The sequence below is a fragment of the Deltaproteobacteria bacterium genome (assembly GCA_035063765.1).
Lineage (GTDB): Bacteria > Myxococcota_A > UBA9160 > UBA9160 > PR03 > CAADGG01.
Window position 1 is genome coordinate 197656 of sequence record JAPSFT010000009.1, and the last position, 15822, is coordinate 213477.

Annotated in this window: 10 protein-coding genes; 6 read left to right on the plus strand and 4 right to left on the minus strand. The window is 76.2% G+C overall.

What is annotated here, in order from left to right; all coding sequences use genetic code 11:
- The first annotated feature begins 18 nt into the window (after window positions 1-18).
- Complete coding sequence (locus OZ948_09535; GenBank protein MEB2344972.1) at window positions 19-1347, plus strand: sodium:proton antiporter; 1329 nt, start codon at window positions 19-21, stop codon at window positions 1345-1347.
- Between the two features lie 156 nt (window positions 1348-1503).
- Here OZ948_09535 and OZ948_09540 read toward each other — a convergent pair whose 3' ends face one another.
- Window positions 1504-3672, minus strand: coding sequence for a cation:proton antiporter (locus OZ948_09540; GenBank protein ID MEB2344973.1), 2169 nt, complete (start codon window positions 3670-3672; stop codon window positions 1504-1506).
- An 82-nt stretch (window positions 3673-3754) separates the two neighbouring features.
- On the opposite strand from OZ948_09540, the gene OZ948_09545 reads away from it, so the two are divergent.
- Genes OZ948_09545 through OZ948_09565 form a run of 5 tightly spaced genes read left to right on the plus strand, consistent with a single transcriptional unit; the run spans window position 3755 to window position 13817 of the window.
- Complete coding sequence (locus OZ948_09545) at window positions 3755-5029, plus strand: extracellular solute-binding protein (protein ID MEB2344974.1); 1275 nt, start codon at window positions 3755-3757, stop codon at window positions 5027-5029.
- Window positions 5026-5928 carry a sugar ABC transporter permease gene (locus OZ948_09550; GenBank protein MEB2344975.1) on the plus strand — a complete coding sequence of 301 codons (903 nt, stop codon included), beginning with the start codon at window positions 5026-5028 and terminating at the stop codon, window positions 5926-5928. The genes OZ948_09545 and OZ948_09550 overlap by 4 nt, the downstream gene beginning before the upstream one ends.
- Window positions 5925-6758, plus strand: coding sequence for a carbohydrate ABC transporter permease (locus tag OZ948_09555; GenBank protein ID MEB2344976.1), 834 nt, complete (start codon window positions 5925-5927; stop codon window positions 6756-6758). The genes OZ948_09550 and OZ948_09555 overlap by 4 nt, the downstream gene beginning before the upstream one ends.
- 1 nt (window position 6759) lies before the next feature.
- Window positions 6760-9987: a discoidin domain-containing protein gene (locus tag OZ948_09560; protein MEB2344977.1), complete on the plus strand. Its 3228-nt coding sequence runs from the start codon at window positions 6760-6762 to the stop codon at window positions 9985-9987.
- A 14-nt stretch (window positions 9988-10001) separates the two neighbouring features.
- Window positions 10002-13817, plus strand: coding sequence for a glycosyl transferase (locus tag OZ948_09565; protein ID MEB2344978.1), 3816 nt, complete (start codon window positions 10002-10004; stop codon window positions 13815-13817).
- Between the two features lie 19 nt (window positions 13818-13836).
- Here OZ948_09565 and OZ948_09570 read toward each other — a convergent pair whose 3' ends face one another.
- The 3 genes from OZ948_09570 to OZ948_09580 all read right to left on the minus strand — a co-directional run bounded on the left by OZ948_09570 (window position 13837) and on the right by OZ948_09580 (window position 15537).
- Window positions 13837-14946, minus strand: coding sequence for an ATP-binding cassette domain-containing protein (locus OZ948_09570; GenBank protein ID MEB2344979.1), 1110 nt, complete (start codon window positions 14944-14946; stop codon window positions 13837-13839).
- 99 nt (window positions 14947-15045) lie between these two features.
- Complete coding sequence (locus tag OZ948_09575) at window positions 15046-15207, minus strand: hypothetical protein (protein MEB2344980.1); 162 nt, start codon at window positions 15205-15207, stop codon at window positions 15046-15048.
- Window positions 15208-15327: 120 nt separating this feature from the next.
- Window positions 15328-15537 (minus strand): Rho termination factor N-terminal domain-containing protein, encoded by a 210-nt coding sequence (locus OZ948_09580; protein MEB2344981.1) that lies wholly within the window; start codon window positions 15535-15537, stop codon window positions 15328-15330.
- Window positions 15538-15822 lie beyond the last annotated feature (285 nt).

Genomic DNA, 15822 nt, shown 5'->3' on the forward strand with positions numbered 1-15822 from the left:
CCCTCGTCCGGAGCGCCGGTGTCCCACGCGATCGAGCTGCCCGTCTGGACCGTGCTGCCCTTCGCCGGCCTGCTCCTGTGCATCGCCGTGCTGCCGCTCGTGGTGCCGCACGCCTGGGAGCGCAACCGCACGAAGGGTCTCGTGGCGGCGCTCTTCGCGGCGCCGGTGGTGGTCTACCTGGTGGCCGCCCACGGCGCGGCCGGCGTCCACCAGCTCCTCGAGAAGGCCCACGAGTACGTGGCCTTCATCGTGCTGCTCGGGGCGCTCTTCGTGGTGAGCGGCGGGATCGTGATCCGGGGCTCGCTGTCGGGGACGCCGCTCCTCAACACGGCGCTGCTCGCGATCGGCGGCGCGATCGCGAGCTTCGTCGGCACCACCGGCGCCTCGATGCTGCTGGTCCGGCCGCTGCTGCGCGCCAACGCCTCGCGCCAGCGCAAGGCCCACATCGTGGTCTTCTTCATCTTCGTGGTGTCGAACTGCGGCGGGCTCCTGACCCCCCTCGGCGACCCCCCCCTCTTCCTGGGCTTCCTGAAGGGCGTGCCCTTCGGGTGGACCTTCCGCCTCTGGCGCGAGTGGCTGCTCGTGAACGGGCTCCTGCTGCTGCTCTTCAACCTCTGGGATCAGCGCGTCTTCGACCGCGAGGAGCGCGAGCGCCCCGGCTCCCAGCTCGAGGAGGTGCAGCGCCACGCGCCGCTGCGGATCGCGGGCCAGCGCAACCTGGTCTTCCTCGCCGCGATCGTCGCGATCGTCTACGCCTCGGGCAGCGGCCTCGGGGCCGGCGGCGCGCCCTGGCCGCCGGGGCTCCAGGAGGTGCTCATGGCGGCGGTCGCGATCGCGGCCTACCTGGCCACGCCCGCCGCCTACCACCGCGAGAACGGCTTCGGCTTCGGGCCGATCATCGAGGTGGCCCTCCTCTTCGCGGGCATCTTCGTCACGATGGCGCCCGCGCTGCTGCTCCTGAACCAGCACGCCCCGAGCTTCGGCATCCGCGAGCCCTGGCAATTCTTCTGGGCGACCGGCGTGCTCTCGAGCTTCCTCGACAACGCGCCCACCTACCTGACCTTCGCCGCCACCGCCGTCGGCCTCGACGGCGTCGGCCTCGAAGGCCGCTACCTCGCCGAGTACCTGGCGCTCGGCCCGCGCGCCCACGAGATCCTGGCCGCGATCTCGACCGGCGCCGTCTTCATGGGCGCCAACACCTACATCGGCAACGGCCCGAACTTCATGGTCAAGGCGATCGCCGAGCAGAGCGGCGTCGCGATGCCGGGCTTCTTCGGGTACATGGCCTACGCGGGAGCCGTGCTGCTCCCGCTCTTCGTGCTGGTGACCTTCGTGTTCTTCGTGTAGGGCAGCCGATCGGCTGCCGATCCCGGGGAGGCTCCCGGCCACACCCGTGCGTCCGGTCGCACGAGCCGAACGCGTCGAGCTCGAGCCGGCGGCCGCGGACCTCGGGGGCGCGATGCGCCTGCCGAGATCACCGCCGGCGGGGAACCAGCGGCGGGATCAGCGCGCGAAGCCCGGCGGCGCCGTCACCACCGCGACGGCGCACTCGCTCTTCTCGAGCAGGTACTCGACGCCGTGGCCGAGGAAGGGGCGGCCCGAGAGCTGGCGCAGGTTCGCGGCCAGGACGATCAGGTCCACCTGCTCGTCGCGCGCCAGGGCGAGGAGCACGTCGGGCGTGAACAGGCCCGTGCGGATCGCGGTGCGGGCGTGCGCGCCGAACTCGCCCGCCAGCGCGCGCGCCTCGCCGACGACCCGCTCGGCAACCGAGATCGAGCCCTCGCTTGCGGTCGCGCCCGGCGCGGCCCCGAGCGTGTCGTGCATCCAGCCCGGGAGCGCCACCTCCTGGGCCGGCGTCGGCGCGGTCACCACGTGCGCGATCACGACCTCGGCGCCGAGCGCGGCCGCGAGCCCGAAGGCCATCTCCTGGGCCGCGCGCCCCGGCTGGGTGCCGATCGCGGGCACCAGGATGCGACGGATCGGCAGCTCGCCCGCGTCGGCCGGCGGGGCGCCCGCGCCGCGCCGCACCATCACGACCGGCAGCGGGCTCGCGCTCAGGAGGTCGTCGACGAGCGGCGAGACGAGCCGCCCCTCGACGCGCGCGTCGGTGGCGCCGAGTGCGATGACCCCGTAGCCGAGCGCCGCGTGGTCGAGGATGGCGCCGAGCCGGTCGCCACCCCGGATGCTCTCGCGGCGCGCCACCCGGTGGCGGAACGCCGCGGCCACGCGCTGGACGTCGGCCTCGGGCGCGTCGCCGCCCACCGAGAGCACGACGGCCTCGGCCTCGGCCGGCCACGCCAGGTCGAGCAGGCGCGCGGCCAGCACCGAGTTCGGGCCGCCGTGGCTGGGCAGCAGGATCGGGAGCGCGCGCACCAGCACGTTGGCGCCGAGCACCCGTTCGCGCTCGAGCCGCTCGCGCTCCTCCCGCGAGCCCTTCCAGGTCGACAACGCCCAGCGCAGGAGCGGCGGCGCCATCATCGAGGTGGCCATCGCGAGCAGCACCACGACGGTGTAGGACTCGGGGGAGAGCACCCCGAGCGAGAGGCCGACGGTGGCGACCACGATCTCGACGGCGCCGCGCGCGTTCAGTCCCGCGCCGAGCGCCATCCCCTCGCGCCGCGGGAGCCCCGCCAGCCGCGCGCCCAGGTAGGCGCCGGCGAACTTGGACAGGCTGGCGACCGCGAGCACGACGAGCCCCCAGACCCAGACCTCGCGCTGCGCCAGGAGGGTCAGGTCCACGCGCAGGCCGGCGGAGGCGAAGAAGAGCGGCGCGAGGAAGGAGAAGGTCACCGTGTGGAGGGCGGCGAAGGCCTCGTGCTCCTGGTAGCGGGAGCGGCCGAGCACGATGCCGGCAATGAAGGCGCCGAACACCGCCTCGAGCCCGATCGCGTGGGTCAGCGCGCCTGCCGAGAGCCCCGCCAGCACCATCACGCCGGCCGCGCCGAAGGCGCCCGAGCGCCGGATCCGGACGCCGCGCAGGAGGGCGTCCACCGCGCGCTGCCCGGGCAGGAAGGCGACGAGCAGGAAGAGCGCGAGTCCGAAGCCGGTGAAGGCGAGTCCGCTCGCGTCGAAGTGGCCCGAGCGGGCGAGCCCGGCGACCACGCCGAGCAGGACCCAGCCGGCCAGGTCGTTGGCCATCGCCGCGGTCAGGATCACCTGGGCGACGGTGCGCCGCATCAGGCCCATCTCGGAGAGCACCTTGGCGATCACCGGCAGGGCCGAGATGCCGAGCGCGATCCCGACGAAGAGCGCGAAGACGCTGCGCTCCGCACGCTCGCCCAGGAACACCGCGGGCATCACCAGCCCGACACCGACCCCGAGCGCCACCGGGAGCAGCAGGCTGCCGACGGCAACCCGCGCGGTCGCGCCGCCGAGCCGCCGGATCAGCCGCAGGTCGGTCTCGTAGCCGGTCACGATCATCAGCAGGAAGGCGCCCACCCAGCCGACCGCGGCCAGCATCGCCATCTGCACGGGCACGCCCGGGAAGAGCCAGGCCTGCGCGTCCGGTGCGAGCTGGCCGAAGACCGACGGCCCGAGCACGAGGCCCGCCGCCAGCTCGCCCACCACGGCCGGCTGCCCGATCCGCCGCAGCAGCCCGCCGAGCGAGCGCGCCACCGCCAGCAGCGCGACGAGCTGCAGCCAGAACAGGAGGAGCTGGTCGTGTGACGGCATGTGGGCCCACACCCCCGACCCGTGGAGCGAGAGCAGCCTAACCCGCGGCCTCGGGCATCGCGACCGCGTAGACTCCCGGCGCGTGCGCGCTCGTCTCGCAGTCCTCGCCCTCGTCTCCGGCCTCGTGCTGCTCGGGTGCGATCCGTCACGCGGCGGCGACACGCTCGTGTTCTGGGCGCTCGGCAGCGAGGGCGCCGCGGCCGAGGCGCTGGCGCGCGCCTACGAGGCGCGCACGCCCGGGGCGCGCGTGCGCGTGCAGCAGGTCCCCTGGAGCGCCGCGCACGAGAAGCTGCTCACGGCCTACGTCGGCGGCGCCATGCCGGACCTGTTCCAGCTCGGCAACACGTGGGTCGCCGAGTTCGTGGCGCTCGGCGCGCTCGAGCCCCTCGACGAGCGGATCGCGGCGTCGCCGGTCTTCGCCGCCGGCGGCTGGTTCCCCGGCGCGCGCGAGGCGGCGCGCGCCGGCGGTGTCACCTGGGGCGTGCCCTGGTACGTCGACACCCGCGTGCTCTTCTATCGCGCCGATCTGCTGGCCGCGGCCGGCGTCCCGGAGCCGCCCGCCACCTGGGAGGGCTGGCTCGCCGCGTGGCGGGCGATGAAGCGGCGGGACCCGGGGGCCTGGCCCGTCCTGATGCCGCTCGGCGAGTGGGAGGTGCCGGTGATCCTGGCCCTGCAACGCGGGGCCGGGCTGCTGCGCGAGGGCGGCCGCTACGGCGCCTTCCGCGACCCGCGCTTCCGCGAGGCGCTCGCGTTCTACGCGGCGCTCTTCGAGCAGGGCCTGGCGCCGCCGGCCGGCACCGGGGCGGTCGCCAACCTGTACCAGGACTTCGCCGCCGGCTTCTTCACGGCCTTCGTGACGGGGCCCTGGAACCTGGGCGAGATGGCCCGCCGCCTGCCGCCCGCGCGGCAGGACGACTGGGCGACCGCGCCGATCCCGGCGCTCGACGCCGCGCACCCGAGCGTCTCGATCGCCGGCGGCGCCTGCCTCGCGATCCGGCGCGGCTCGCCGCGCCGCGAGGCCGCCTGGCGCTTCGTCGAGTTCCTCTCCGAGCCCGCCCAGCAGATCGCCTTCCATGCCCGCACCGGCGACCTGCCGCCGCAGGCCGCCGCCTGGGAGACGCCCGCCCTGCGCGACGACCCGCGCGCCGCCGCGTTCCGCCGGCAGCTCGCGAGCCTGCGCCCGACCCCCGCGGTCCCCGAGTGGGAGCGGATCGCCGCCGGGATCGCGCGGGAGGCCGAGGCGCTGGTGCGCGGCGAGGTCACGCTCGACCGGGCGGTGGCGCGCCTCGACGAGGCCACGGACGCGATCCTCGAGAAACGCCGCTGGCTGCTCGCGCGGCAGGATGCCGCGCGGTGAGCCGCCGGCCTCCCGCCGCCTGGTGGTTCCTCGCGCCGGCGCTCGCCGCGATCGCGCTCTTCTTCCTCGTCCCCGTGCTGGCCTCGCTCCTGCTCTCGCTCACCGACTTCGACATCTACGCGATCGGCGACCCCGGCACGGTGCGCTTCACGGGCCTGCGCAACTACCGCAGGCTCCTCGGGGACGTGTCGTTCTGGACCGCGCTGCGCAACACGCTGGTCTTCGTCGGGATCGGCGGCCCGCTCTCGCTCGCGGTCTCGCTCGGTGGCGCCCTGCTCGTCGACGCCCCGGCGGTCCGCCTGCGCGGCTTCTTCCGGACCGTGTACTTCCTGCCGGTCGTGACCACGCTCGTGGCCGTCGCCGTGGTGTGGCGGGCGCTCTACCACCCGCGCGTCGGCCCGCTCGCCGTGCTCTTCGAGGCGCTCGGGCTGCCGGCCGTGGACTGGCTCGGCGATCCGCGCTTCGCGATGCCGGCGATCATCCTGATGGCGGTCTGGAAGAACTTCGGCTTCAACCTGGTGATCTTCCTGGCGGGGCTCCAGGCGATCCCGGAGCGGCTCTACGAGGCCGCCCGCATCGACGGTGCGGACGCCTGGCAGCAGCTCCGCCACGTCACCCTGCCGATGCTGGCCCCGACCTTCGTGTTCGTCTCGATCTCCACCGCGATCGGCTACTTCCAGCTCTTCGCCGAGCCCTACGTCATGACCCACGGCGGGCCGTCGGACGCGACGCTCAGCATCGTGCTCCTGATGTACCGCGAGGGCTTCCGCTGGTGGAACCTCGGCTACGCGGCGGCGGTGGCGTTCGTGCTCTTCCTGCTGATCCTGGCCGCCAGCGCGCTCCAGCTCCGCCTGCAGCGCGGCACCGCCTTCGGGGCGGGCCTGGAGCCGCGGGCGTGAGGAGCGGTCTCCTGCGCGCCGGGCGGGTCGCCGCGCTGCACGCGGCGCTCGTCGCGCTCGCCGGGGCGGCGCTGCTGCCGCTCTGGTGGATGGTGGCGGCGTCGCTGATGCCGGCCGGCGAGGCGGGCAGCGCCGGCCTGCGCCTGTGGCCCACCCGGCCGACGCTCGAGCACTACCGCGCGCTCTTCACCGAGCTCCACCTCGCCCGCCAGCTCGCCAACAGCGCGCTGCTCGCGACGGCGGTCACGGCGATCTCGCTCGCGGTGAACACCGCCGCCGGCTACGCCTTCGCGAAGCTGCGCTTCCGGGGCCGCGAGCCGCTCTTCCGCAGCCTGCTCGCCGCGATGCTGATCCCGGGCCAGGTCGCCATGCTGCCGCTCTTCCTGCTGCTCGAGGCGCTCGGGCTCGTGAACACCTTCGCGGGCGTGATCGTGCCCGGGATCGCGAGCGTCTTCGCGATCTTCCTGGTGCGCCAGTCCGCGCTCGGCATCCCCGACAGCCTGCTCGACGCGGCCCGCGTGGACGGGGCCGGCGAGGCGCGCGTGCTCTGGTCGATCGCGCTGCCCGCCCTGCGGCCGGTGCTGGCGACGCTCGCGGTCTTCACCTTCCTCGGCTCGTGGAACGACTTCCTGTGGCCCCTCATCGTGCTCTCCGACGACCGCCTCCAGACGCTCCCGGTGGCGCTCGCCAACCTGGCCGGCGAGCACGTGCAGGACACCGAGCGGATGATGGCGGGGGCGGTGCTGACCGTGCTGCCGGTGGTGCTGCTCTTCGTCGTGCTCCAGCGCCAGTATCTCGCCGGGCTCCTGGCCGGCGCGGTGAAGGAATAGGATGGCGGCGGCCGGCGCGAGGCGCGGGCGGTGGCCGGGCGTGCTGCTGGCCGTGGCCGTCGCAACGACCGCGACGGCGGCGACGATCGCGAGGATCGCAACGGCCGCGACGGGGGCCGAGTCCGTCGCGATCGACGACTTCGAGGGCGGCGCCCCGGGCTGGACGACCGCCACCTCGGAGGGAGCGCGCCTCGTGCTCTCGGTCGAGGAGGAGGCCCGGGGCCACGTGCTGCGCCTCGACTTCGACCTCGGCGGCGGCGCCGGCTGGGCGATCGCGCGCAAGGCCGTCGATCTCACGCTGCCCGAGAACTACCGGCTCGCGTTCCGGCTGCGCGGCGAGGGCCCGCCCGAGGAGCTCCAGCTCAAGCTCGTCGATCCGACGGAGACCAGCGTGTGGTGGTGGAGGCGGCGCGCGGCGCCCTTCCCGGGCGCGTGGCAGGCGATCGGCGTCCGCAAGCCGCGCTTCACCCTCGCGTGGGGCCCGGGCGGCGGCGAGCCGCGCCGGATCGGCTTCCTCGAGCTCGCCCTCGCGGCCGGGGACGGAGGGGCCGGCACGGTCTGGATCGACGACCTGCGGCTCGAGCCGCGCGAGCCCGCCGCGCGCCAGCCGACCCGGCCCGTGGCGCACGCCTCCTCGGCGGCGCCGGGCCACGAGCCGGCCGCGGCGGTCGACTCCGATCCGAGGCGGGTCTGGCGCAACGCGCCCGGCGACCCGGCGCCCTCGCTCTGGCTCGACTTCGGCCGCCCGCGCGAGTACGGCGGCCTCGTGATCGACTGGGACCCGCTCGACTACGGGGTCGCCTATCGGATCGCGACCTCGGACGACGGCGAGCACTGGGAGGCGGTGTTCCGGGCGCGTGCCGCCGAGGGCGGGCGCGACTGGATCTACCTGCCCGACCACGAGTCGCGCTTCGTGCGGCTCGAGATGCAGGAGTCGAGCCGCGGCCGGGGCTTCGGCGTCCAGTACCTCGGCGTGGTGCCGGCGGCCCTGGCCGAGTCGCCGAACCGCTTCCTGGCCGCGCAGGCGCGCGAGGCCCCGCGCGGCTACTTCCCGCGCTACCTGCTCGACGAGGCGGCGCCCTGGGCGGTGGTGGGCGCCGACGGCGACGACGCCGAGGGCCTGCTCGGCGCCGACGGTGCGCTCGAGGTGGGGCGCGAGGCGTTCTCGATCGAGCCCTTCCTGTTCGCCGACGGCCGGCTCGTGAGCTGGGCCTCCGTGCGGGCCACGCCGACCCTCGCCGAGGGCGACCTGCCGATCCCGTCGGTGACCTGGCTGGCGGGCGACGTGGTGCTCGAGATCACGGCCTTCGCGACCGGGCCGCCGGGCGCCTCGTCGCTGGTGGCGCGCTACCGCGTCGCCAACACCGGACCGGCACCACGGGCCGTGAAGCTCTTCGTCGCGGTGCGCCCCTTCCAGGTGAGCCCACCCTGGCAGAACCTCGGCATGGAGGGCGGCGTGGCGCGCATCCACCGGCTCGCGTGGGACGGCGTCGCGCTCACCGTCGATCGCGCGCGCCGCGTCCACCCGCTGGTCGAGCCGGAGGCCTTCGGCGCCTCGCGCTCCGAGGAGGGGCCCACCCCGCGCTTCTTCGCCGAGGGTCGCGTGCCGCCGCGGGCGCAGGGCGCCGCCGACCCGATCGGGCTCGTCGGCGGCGCCTTCGCCTGGCAGTTCGTGCTCGCCCCCGGTGCACACGACGAGGTGTCGCTGGTCGTGCCGCAGCACCCGGACGTCGAGCCGCCGCCGCGGCCCGGCTCGCGGCGCGCCGCCTCGCGCTGGACGGCGGGGCGCCTCGAGCAGGCGCGCCGGCACTGGCGCCGGCGGCTCGACGGCTTCGCGATCGACCTGCCGCCCTCGGCAGCGGCGCTCGAGGCGAGCGTGCGCGCCTCGCTCGCCTGGATCCTCGTCAACCGCGACGCGCCGCGCATCCAGCCCGGCTCGCGCGTCTACGAGCGCTCCTGGATCCGCGACGGCGCCATGACCGCGGCCTCGCTGCTCGAGCTCGGCTTCGCCGACGAGGCCCGCGAGTTCCTGCGCTGGTACGCGCGCCACCAGCGCGCCGACGGCCGCATCCCCTGCTGCATCGACCAGCGCGGCGCCGACTGGACGCCGGAGAACGACAGCGAGGGCGAGTTCGTCTGGGGCGTCGTCGAGACCTGGCGCCACACGCGCGACCTCGGGTTCCTGCGCGAGCTGTGGCCGGCGGTGGAGCGCGCGGCGCTCGCCATCGACGCGCTGCGCCAGGAGCGGCGCACGCCCGCCTGGCGAACGCGGGAGGGCGGGATCTTCTTCGGGCTCGTGCCCCAGTCGATCAGCCACGAGGGCTACGCCTCGCGCCCCGTCCACTCCTACTGGGACGACCTGTGGGCGGTCCGCGGGCTCGCCGACGCCGCGGCCGCTGCCGGGGCGCTCGGTCACGCCGACGCCGCGCGCCGCTTCGCGCAGGCCCACGGCGAGCTGCTCGGCGACCTCGTCGCCTCGCTGCGCACGGTCGTCGCGACGCGCGGGCTCACGACCCTGCCGGCCTCCGCGGAGCTCGCCGACTTCGATCCCAACTCGACCGCGATCGCGGTCGACCCGGTCGGCGTGGCGGGAGGCCTGCCCCAAGCCCTGCTCGCGAACACCTTCGAGCGCTGGTGGGAGGAGTTCGAGAGCCGCCAGCGGGGCGCGACCCCGCTCGAGGCCTACACCGCCTACGAGATGCGCAACGCGGTGGCCTTCCTGCTGCTCGGGCGGCCCGACCGGGCCCTCGCCCTGCTCGAAGCGCTGGTGGCCGACCAGCGCCCGCCCGCGTGGCGGCAGTGGCCGGAGATCAGCTGGCGCGATCCCGCGACGCCGCGCTTCCTCGGCGACCTGCCGCACGGCTGGATCGCCTCGACCTACCTGCGCTCGATGCGGCGGCTGCTCGTGGCCGAGCGCCACGGGGACGGGGCGCTCGTGATCGGCGCCGGGGTCCCGGAGCGCTGGGTGGACGAGGAGCCGGGCGTGCGCGCGCGCGGCCTCTCGACGCATTACGGCGTCGTCGATCTCGCCTGGCGCGCCGGCGGAGGGGATCGCGTCGAGCTGCGGATCGAGGGCAGGCTGGCGCTGCCGCCGGCCGGCATCGAGGTGGTCTCGCCGCGCGCGCGGCCGCTGCGGGCGGTCACCGTGAACGGGCGGGCGAGCGAGCGCTTCGACGCGCGCCACGCCTGGCTGGCCGAGGCGCCCGCGCGCGTCGTGCTCCACTACTAGGACCGGGGGACTGCTTGGCGCTCGACCCCGCCGCGCTCCTCGCGCGCCACCACGACCCGACGCCGCACGGCCGCTGGCTCTCGAACGGCCGCTACGCGCTCCTGCTGACGGGTGCCGGCACGGGGGTGTCGCGGCGCGGCGCGATCCAGCTCACGGGCTTTCGCGGCGACCGCGTCGAGGACGCCGAGGGCCTCTTCCTGTGGCTGCGCGACGCCGAGAGCGGAGCCTGGACGCGGATCGCCTCCGGCGGTGCGAGCGCGGCCCCCGGCCGGATGGTCTTCACCGAATCGTGGCAGGGTCTCGCGACCCGCGTCGAGGCGTGCGTGGCGCCCGATGCGGACCTCGAGCTGCGCCGCATCGAGGTCCGCAACGCCAGCGAGCGCCCGCGCCGCATCGTGCTGACCGCCGCCGCCGAGCTCGTGCTCGCGCCCCCCGCCGTCCACGCGGCGCACCCGGCCTTGGCGAAGCTCTTCGTGGAGACGGAGGCGGCGGGGGAGGGGGTCCTGCTCGCGCGGCGCCGGCCGCGCAGCGCCGGCGAGGCGCCGCTCTGGATGGGCGGCGCGCTCGCGGGCCCCGGCGGCTTCGAGGCCGAGACCGACCGCGCCCGCTTCCTGGGCCGCGGGCGGAGCTGGCCCGGCCCCCGCGCGGTCGCCGCTCCGGACGCGCTCGCGGGCAGCACCGGCAGCGTCCTCGATCCCGTGCTCGCCTTCCGCCGCAGCGTGCGGCTCGCGCCGGGCGAGGCCGCGAGCTGGCTGTTGCTGCTCGGCTCCGAGGACGAGCGGGCACCGCTCGTGGCTGCACTCGCGCGCCTCGCGCAAGCGGGCGCCGCCGACGCCGCGCTGCTCGGTGCCGCCGCGCGCGAGCGGGCGCTCGCCGCCCGCCTCGGCCTCGACGGCGCGGCCTGCGCGGCGCTGCACGAGCTCGCGGTTGCGATCACCTACGGCCACCCGGGCCTGCGCGCCGATCCGGCGCTGCGCGCGCGCGTGCGCGGGACGCGTGAGGAGCTCCTGCAGCGAGGGCACGTCCCCGAGCGGCTCCTGGTGGTCGAGCTGAGCGGCCCGGACGCGAAGCAGGCGGCCCCGGAGTGGGCGCGAGCCCAGACCTTCTGGGACGCGCAGGGCGCGTGCTTCGACCTGCTGGTGCTGGCCGACGACCCCGAGGCGCTCGCACCCGCCTTCGAGGCGGCGGGGGCGCCGCGCGTCGCGCTCCAGGCGAAGGGCGCGCTGGCGGTGCGGGAGCGGGAGCTCCTGCTGGCGGCAGCACGGCTCGCGACGACCGGCGCGCCGCCTGCGACCGCGGCGCTCGCCGGCCCCGTCCTGGCACCTCGGGACGGGCCTCGCAGCGAGCGCCTCGTCGAGCGCCCGCTCGCCCACCGGCGGCTCCCGCCCACCGACAACGGCTTCGGCCGCTTCGTCGCGGACGGGCGGGAGTACGCGATCGAGCTCGGGCCGGGGCCCGACGGCGAGCTCGCGCGCCCGCCGATGCCCTGGTGCAACGTCGTCGCGAACGAGCGCGTCGGCTTCGTGGCGAGCGAGGGCGGCGCCGCGACGACCTGGGCGGGGAACGGCCGCGAGAACCGGCTCACGCCCTGGAGCAACGATCCCGTCGCCGACCCGCCGGGCGAGGCGCTCTGGCTGCGCGACGAGGAGGCGGGGGTGTTCTGGTCGCCGCTGCCGGCGCCGGCCGCCTCGGGCGCGCCGTTCACCGTGCGTCATGGTCTGGGATACACGGTATGGAGTCACGAGACGGCGGGGCTCGCCCAGGAGGTGACCCGCTTCGTGCCGCTCGAGGATCCGCTCGCGGTGTGCCGGGTGCGGATCGAGAACCGCTCGGGACGCCCGCGGCGGCTCGCGCTCTTCGCGCTCCAACGGCTCGTGATCGGCGCGACGCCGGAGGACGGCGGGCGCACGGTCGTGACCGACGGCGAGCCCGCCGCGGGGGCGCTGGTGGCCGAGAACGCGATCGACCCGGGCTTCGGCGCCGGCGTCGCGTTCGGCACCGTGCTGGCGCCGCCGGGCGTGGCGCCCGGCTACACGACCGACCGCGCCGGCTTCGTCGGGCGCGCCGGCACGCTGGCCGCGCCGGCGGCGGTAACGGGCGGAGCGCCGCTCGACGGCGCGCTCGGTGCCGACCTGGACCCCTGCTTCGCGTGGCGGCTCGCGCTCGCCCTCGCGCCGGGCGCCGCCGTCGAGTGCAGCTTCCTGCTCGGCCAGGAGCGCGATCGCGCCGCCGTGCGCGCCCTGCTCGCGCGCTGGCGCGCACCGGGTGCGGTCGAGCGCGCGCTCGGGAAGGTGCACGCGGAGTGGGAGCGGCTCACCGGCGCCCTCCGCGTCCGCACGCCGGTCGCGGCCTTCGACCAGCTCGCCGGCGGCTGGCTCCTGCACCAGGCCCTCGGCTGCCGGCAGCGCGGCCGCTCGGGGTTCTACCAGCCGGGAGGAGCCTTCGGCTTCCGCGACCAGCTCCAGGACGCCGCCGCGCTGGTGTGGGCCGCGCCCGAGCACACCCGCTCCCAGCTCCTGCTGCACGCCGCGCACCAGTTCGTCGAGGGCGACGTGCTCCACGGGTGGCACCCGCCGGGCTCGAAGGGGATCCGCACCCGGAGGAGCGACGACCCGGCTTGGCTGCCCTACGTGACGGCGGTCTACGTGGGCGCCACCGGCGACGAGGCCGTTCTCGACGAGCCCGTGCCGTTCCTGCGCGCGCGCGAGCTCGCGCCGGGGGAGGACGAGGCCCTCCTCACGCCCGAGGCCGGCCCCGAGACCGCTCCGCTCCACGAGCACTGCCTGCGCGCGCTCGAGCGCGCGGCGACCCGCGGTGTGCACGGCCTGCCGCTGATGGGGAGCGGCGACGGGAGCGACGGCATGGACCGCGTCGGCCGCGAGGGGAGGGGCGAGAGCGTCTGGCTGGGCTTCTTCCTGTACCACGTGCTCGAGCGCTTCCTTCCGCTCGCCGAGCGCCGGGGGGAGGCCCCGCGCGCGGCCCGCCTGCGCGCCTACCAGGCGGACCTGCGCCAGGCGCTCGACGCCGAGGCCTGGGACGGCGCCTGGTACAAGCGCGCCTGGTACGACGACGGCACGCCGCTCGGTACCGCGGGCGCCGACGAGTGCCGGGTCGACGCCCTCGTGCAGGCATGGTCGGTCCTCTCGGGTGCGGCGCGTCCCGAGCGGGCCGCCGCGGCGATCGACGCCGTCGAGCGCGAGCTGGTGGACGGCGAGGCCGGCCTCGTACGCCGGCTCTGGCCGCCCTTCGACCGGAGCCCGCACGCCCCCGGCTTCCTCGAGGACCATCCCCCGGGCATCCGCGAGAACGGTGGCCAGTCCACCCACGCCGCGCTCTGGGTGGTCCGCGCGCTCGCGGAGCTCGGGCGCCGGGATCGCGCCGCCGGGCTGCTCGAGCGGATCACGCCCCAGTGGCACGCGCGCAGCCGGGAGGCGGTCGCCACCTACCAGGTCGAACCCTACGTGGTGGCCGCCGACGTCTACGGCGTGTCGCCCCATCGCGGCCGGGGGGGCTGGACCTGGTCCGCCGGCTCGGCGGGCGGCCTCTACCGGGTGCTGGTCGAGACCGTGCTCGGTCTCCGCCTCGAGGCCGGCCGCCGCCTGCGCCTGCGCCCGCGCATCCCGGACGCCTGGCCCGGCTTCGAGCTGCTGCTGCGGGCGCCCGACGGGCGCACGCGCTACGCGATCCGCGCCGACAACCCGGGCGGCCGCGCGGGGTGCGTGGTGGGCGCCCAGGTCGACGGGCGGACCGCCGCGATCGAGGACGGTGCCGCCCTGGTGCCGCTCGCGAGCGACGGCGCCCTGCACGAGGTGCGCGTCCTGCTCGGTTGAGAGGAGATCGGCATCCCGCTCAGCGCAGCGCGCGCCCGGCCGGGTCGAAGAGGTGGAGCCGCGCCCCGTCCACGGCGAGCCGGATGCGGGTGCCCGGCGCGAGCCCAACGAGCCCGGGCAGGCGCGCGACGAGCCGGAGCGGCTCGCCGGCACGGTTCGGAGCGAGTACGTAGGCGAGCACCTCGCGGCCCAGGTTCTCGAGGTAGTCGACGGTCGCCTCGAGCGCCGGGGCGCCCGGCGCGGCCGGGCCGAGTGCCTCCGGGCGCAGGCCCGCGCCCTGCACGGCGTCGGGCTGCGCGGCCAGGAGCGCGTGGGCGGCGTGTGCCTCGGGCACCGGCACGCGCTGGTCGCCGATCGCGATCGCCACGCGCCCGGCGGCGTCGCGCTCGGCCCGGGTCGGGAACAGGCTCATCGGGGGATTGCCGATGAAGCCCGCGACGAAGGCCGAGACCGGGCGCTCGTAGAGCTCGGCCGGCGCCGCCACCTGCTGGAGCCGCCCGCGGTCGAGCACCGCGACGCGCTGGCCGAGCGTCATGGCCTCGACCTGGTCGTGGGTCACGTAGAGCATCGTCGTGCGCGTGCGGCGCTGGAGCTCGCCGATCTCGGCTCGCACGCTCCCGCGCAGCCGTGCGTCGAGGTTCGAGAGCGGCTCGTCGAGCAGGAACACGCTCGGCTCGCGCACCAGGGCGCGCCCCATCGCGACGCGCTGGCGCTGGCCCCCGGAGAGCTGCCGGGGCCGGCGCTCGAGCAGCGGGGCGATCTCGAGCAGCGCCGCCACCTCCTCGGCGCGGCGGCGCACGGCCTCGGCCGGGAGTCCACGCATGCGCAGCGGGAACTCGAGGTTCCCGCGCACGGTCAGGTGCGGGTAGAGCGCGTAGTCCTGGAACACCATCGCCACGTTGCGCTCCTGCGGCGACAGCTCGTTCACGGCCCGGTCTCCGATCCGGATCGTGCCGGCGCTGGGCGCTTCGAGCCCGGCCAGCAGGCGCAGCAGGGTCGACTTGCCGCAGCCCGACGGGCCGACGACGACGAGCAGCTCGCCGTCTGCGACCGTGAGGGTGAGGTCGGCGAGCCCGACGGCGCCGCCGGGGTAGCGCTTCGTGACCGACTCGAAGGCGACCTGGGCCAACGCCGCTCCCCCCGGAGCGCACGCTAGCCGACCTCGGCTCGGAGCAGGGGGAGGGGCGGCGGCCGTCCCGGCGGTCACGCGGGGCTCACGAGACGGGCTCTAGCCCTCCGGCGGCGGCGACAGCCCTGCGCCCAGGCCGACCATGCCGAGCGCGAAGAGGAGGGTCACGTCCGGCCCCGGCAGCGCGACGGGCAGCGTGGCGGCCGAGGCGGTGGCGGCGAGCACGAGGAGCGCGAGGGGGATGGCGAGCAGGGGACGCACGGGGGCCGGACCTTTCCGGCCTCGCGTCCACACGCGCGATCGGAAGGGGCGGGAGCGGGCTTGAGGGGAAATTGCGGCGGGGGGAGCTCGCGCGCGCGGCGGATGAGCGGGCCGGCCGGCTCAGCGCCGCCGGATCGCCTCGATCAGCTCGGCCTTCGACATGTCGCCGCGGCCGGCGATGCCGAGCGCCGTGGCGAGGTCGTAGAGCTCGAGGCGGGTGCGCTCCTCGAGCGGCGGGGGTGCGACCGGAGCCGCGCGCCCCGTCCCGTCGCGCGAGCTGGGGGTCCTGGCCGTCCCGGTCCCGTTTCGCAGCGATTGCGATCCCGGCATGCTGGTTCCTCCCTCGTGGGTCTCCTGGCTGCAGGTCTCCCGTCTGCAGGTCCGACTGCAAGGACCGGGCCGGCCGCCGCACACGCGAAGGAGCGGGCTACCCGCGCCGGCCGAGACCCGGTTTGTAGAAGGTTCCCTCGCAGGTGCGTTTCGGAGCAGCCCCTTCCTTGCACCCACCTCGACCGCCGCCGGGTCGCCGGTCGGCGACGGACGGGCTCACGCCCGAGACGAGGTGCGCCGCGTCCGGGCAGCCCCGCAGACGACGATTCCTGGCAACCCTCTCAG

What these genes read in the sequence shown, in the direction of transcription:
- OZ948_09540 (MEB2344973.1), bottom strand. Translation starts at nt 3,672, where the DNA reads ATGCCGTCACACGACCAGCTCCTCCTGTTCTGGCTGCAGCTCGTCGCG.
- OZ948_09560 (MEB2344977.1), top strand. Translation starts at nt 6,760, where the DNA reads ATGGCGGCGGCCGGCGCGAGGCGCGGGCGGTGGCCGGGCGTGCTGCTG.
- OZ948_09580 (MEB2344981.1), bottom strand. Translation starts at nt 15,537, where the DNA reads ATGCCGGGATCGCAATCGCTGCGAAACGGGACCGGGACGGCCAGGACC.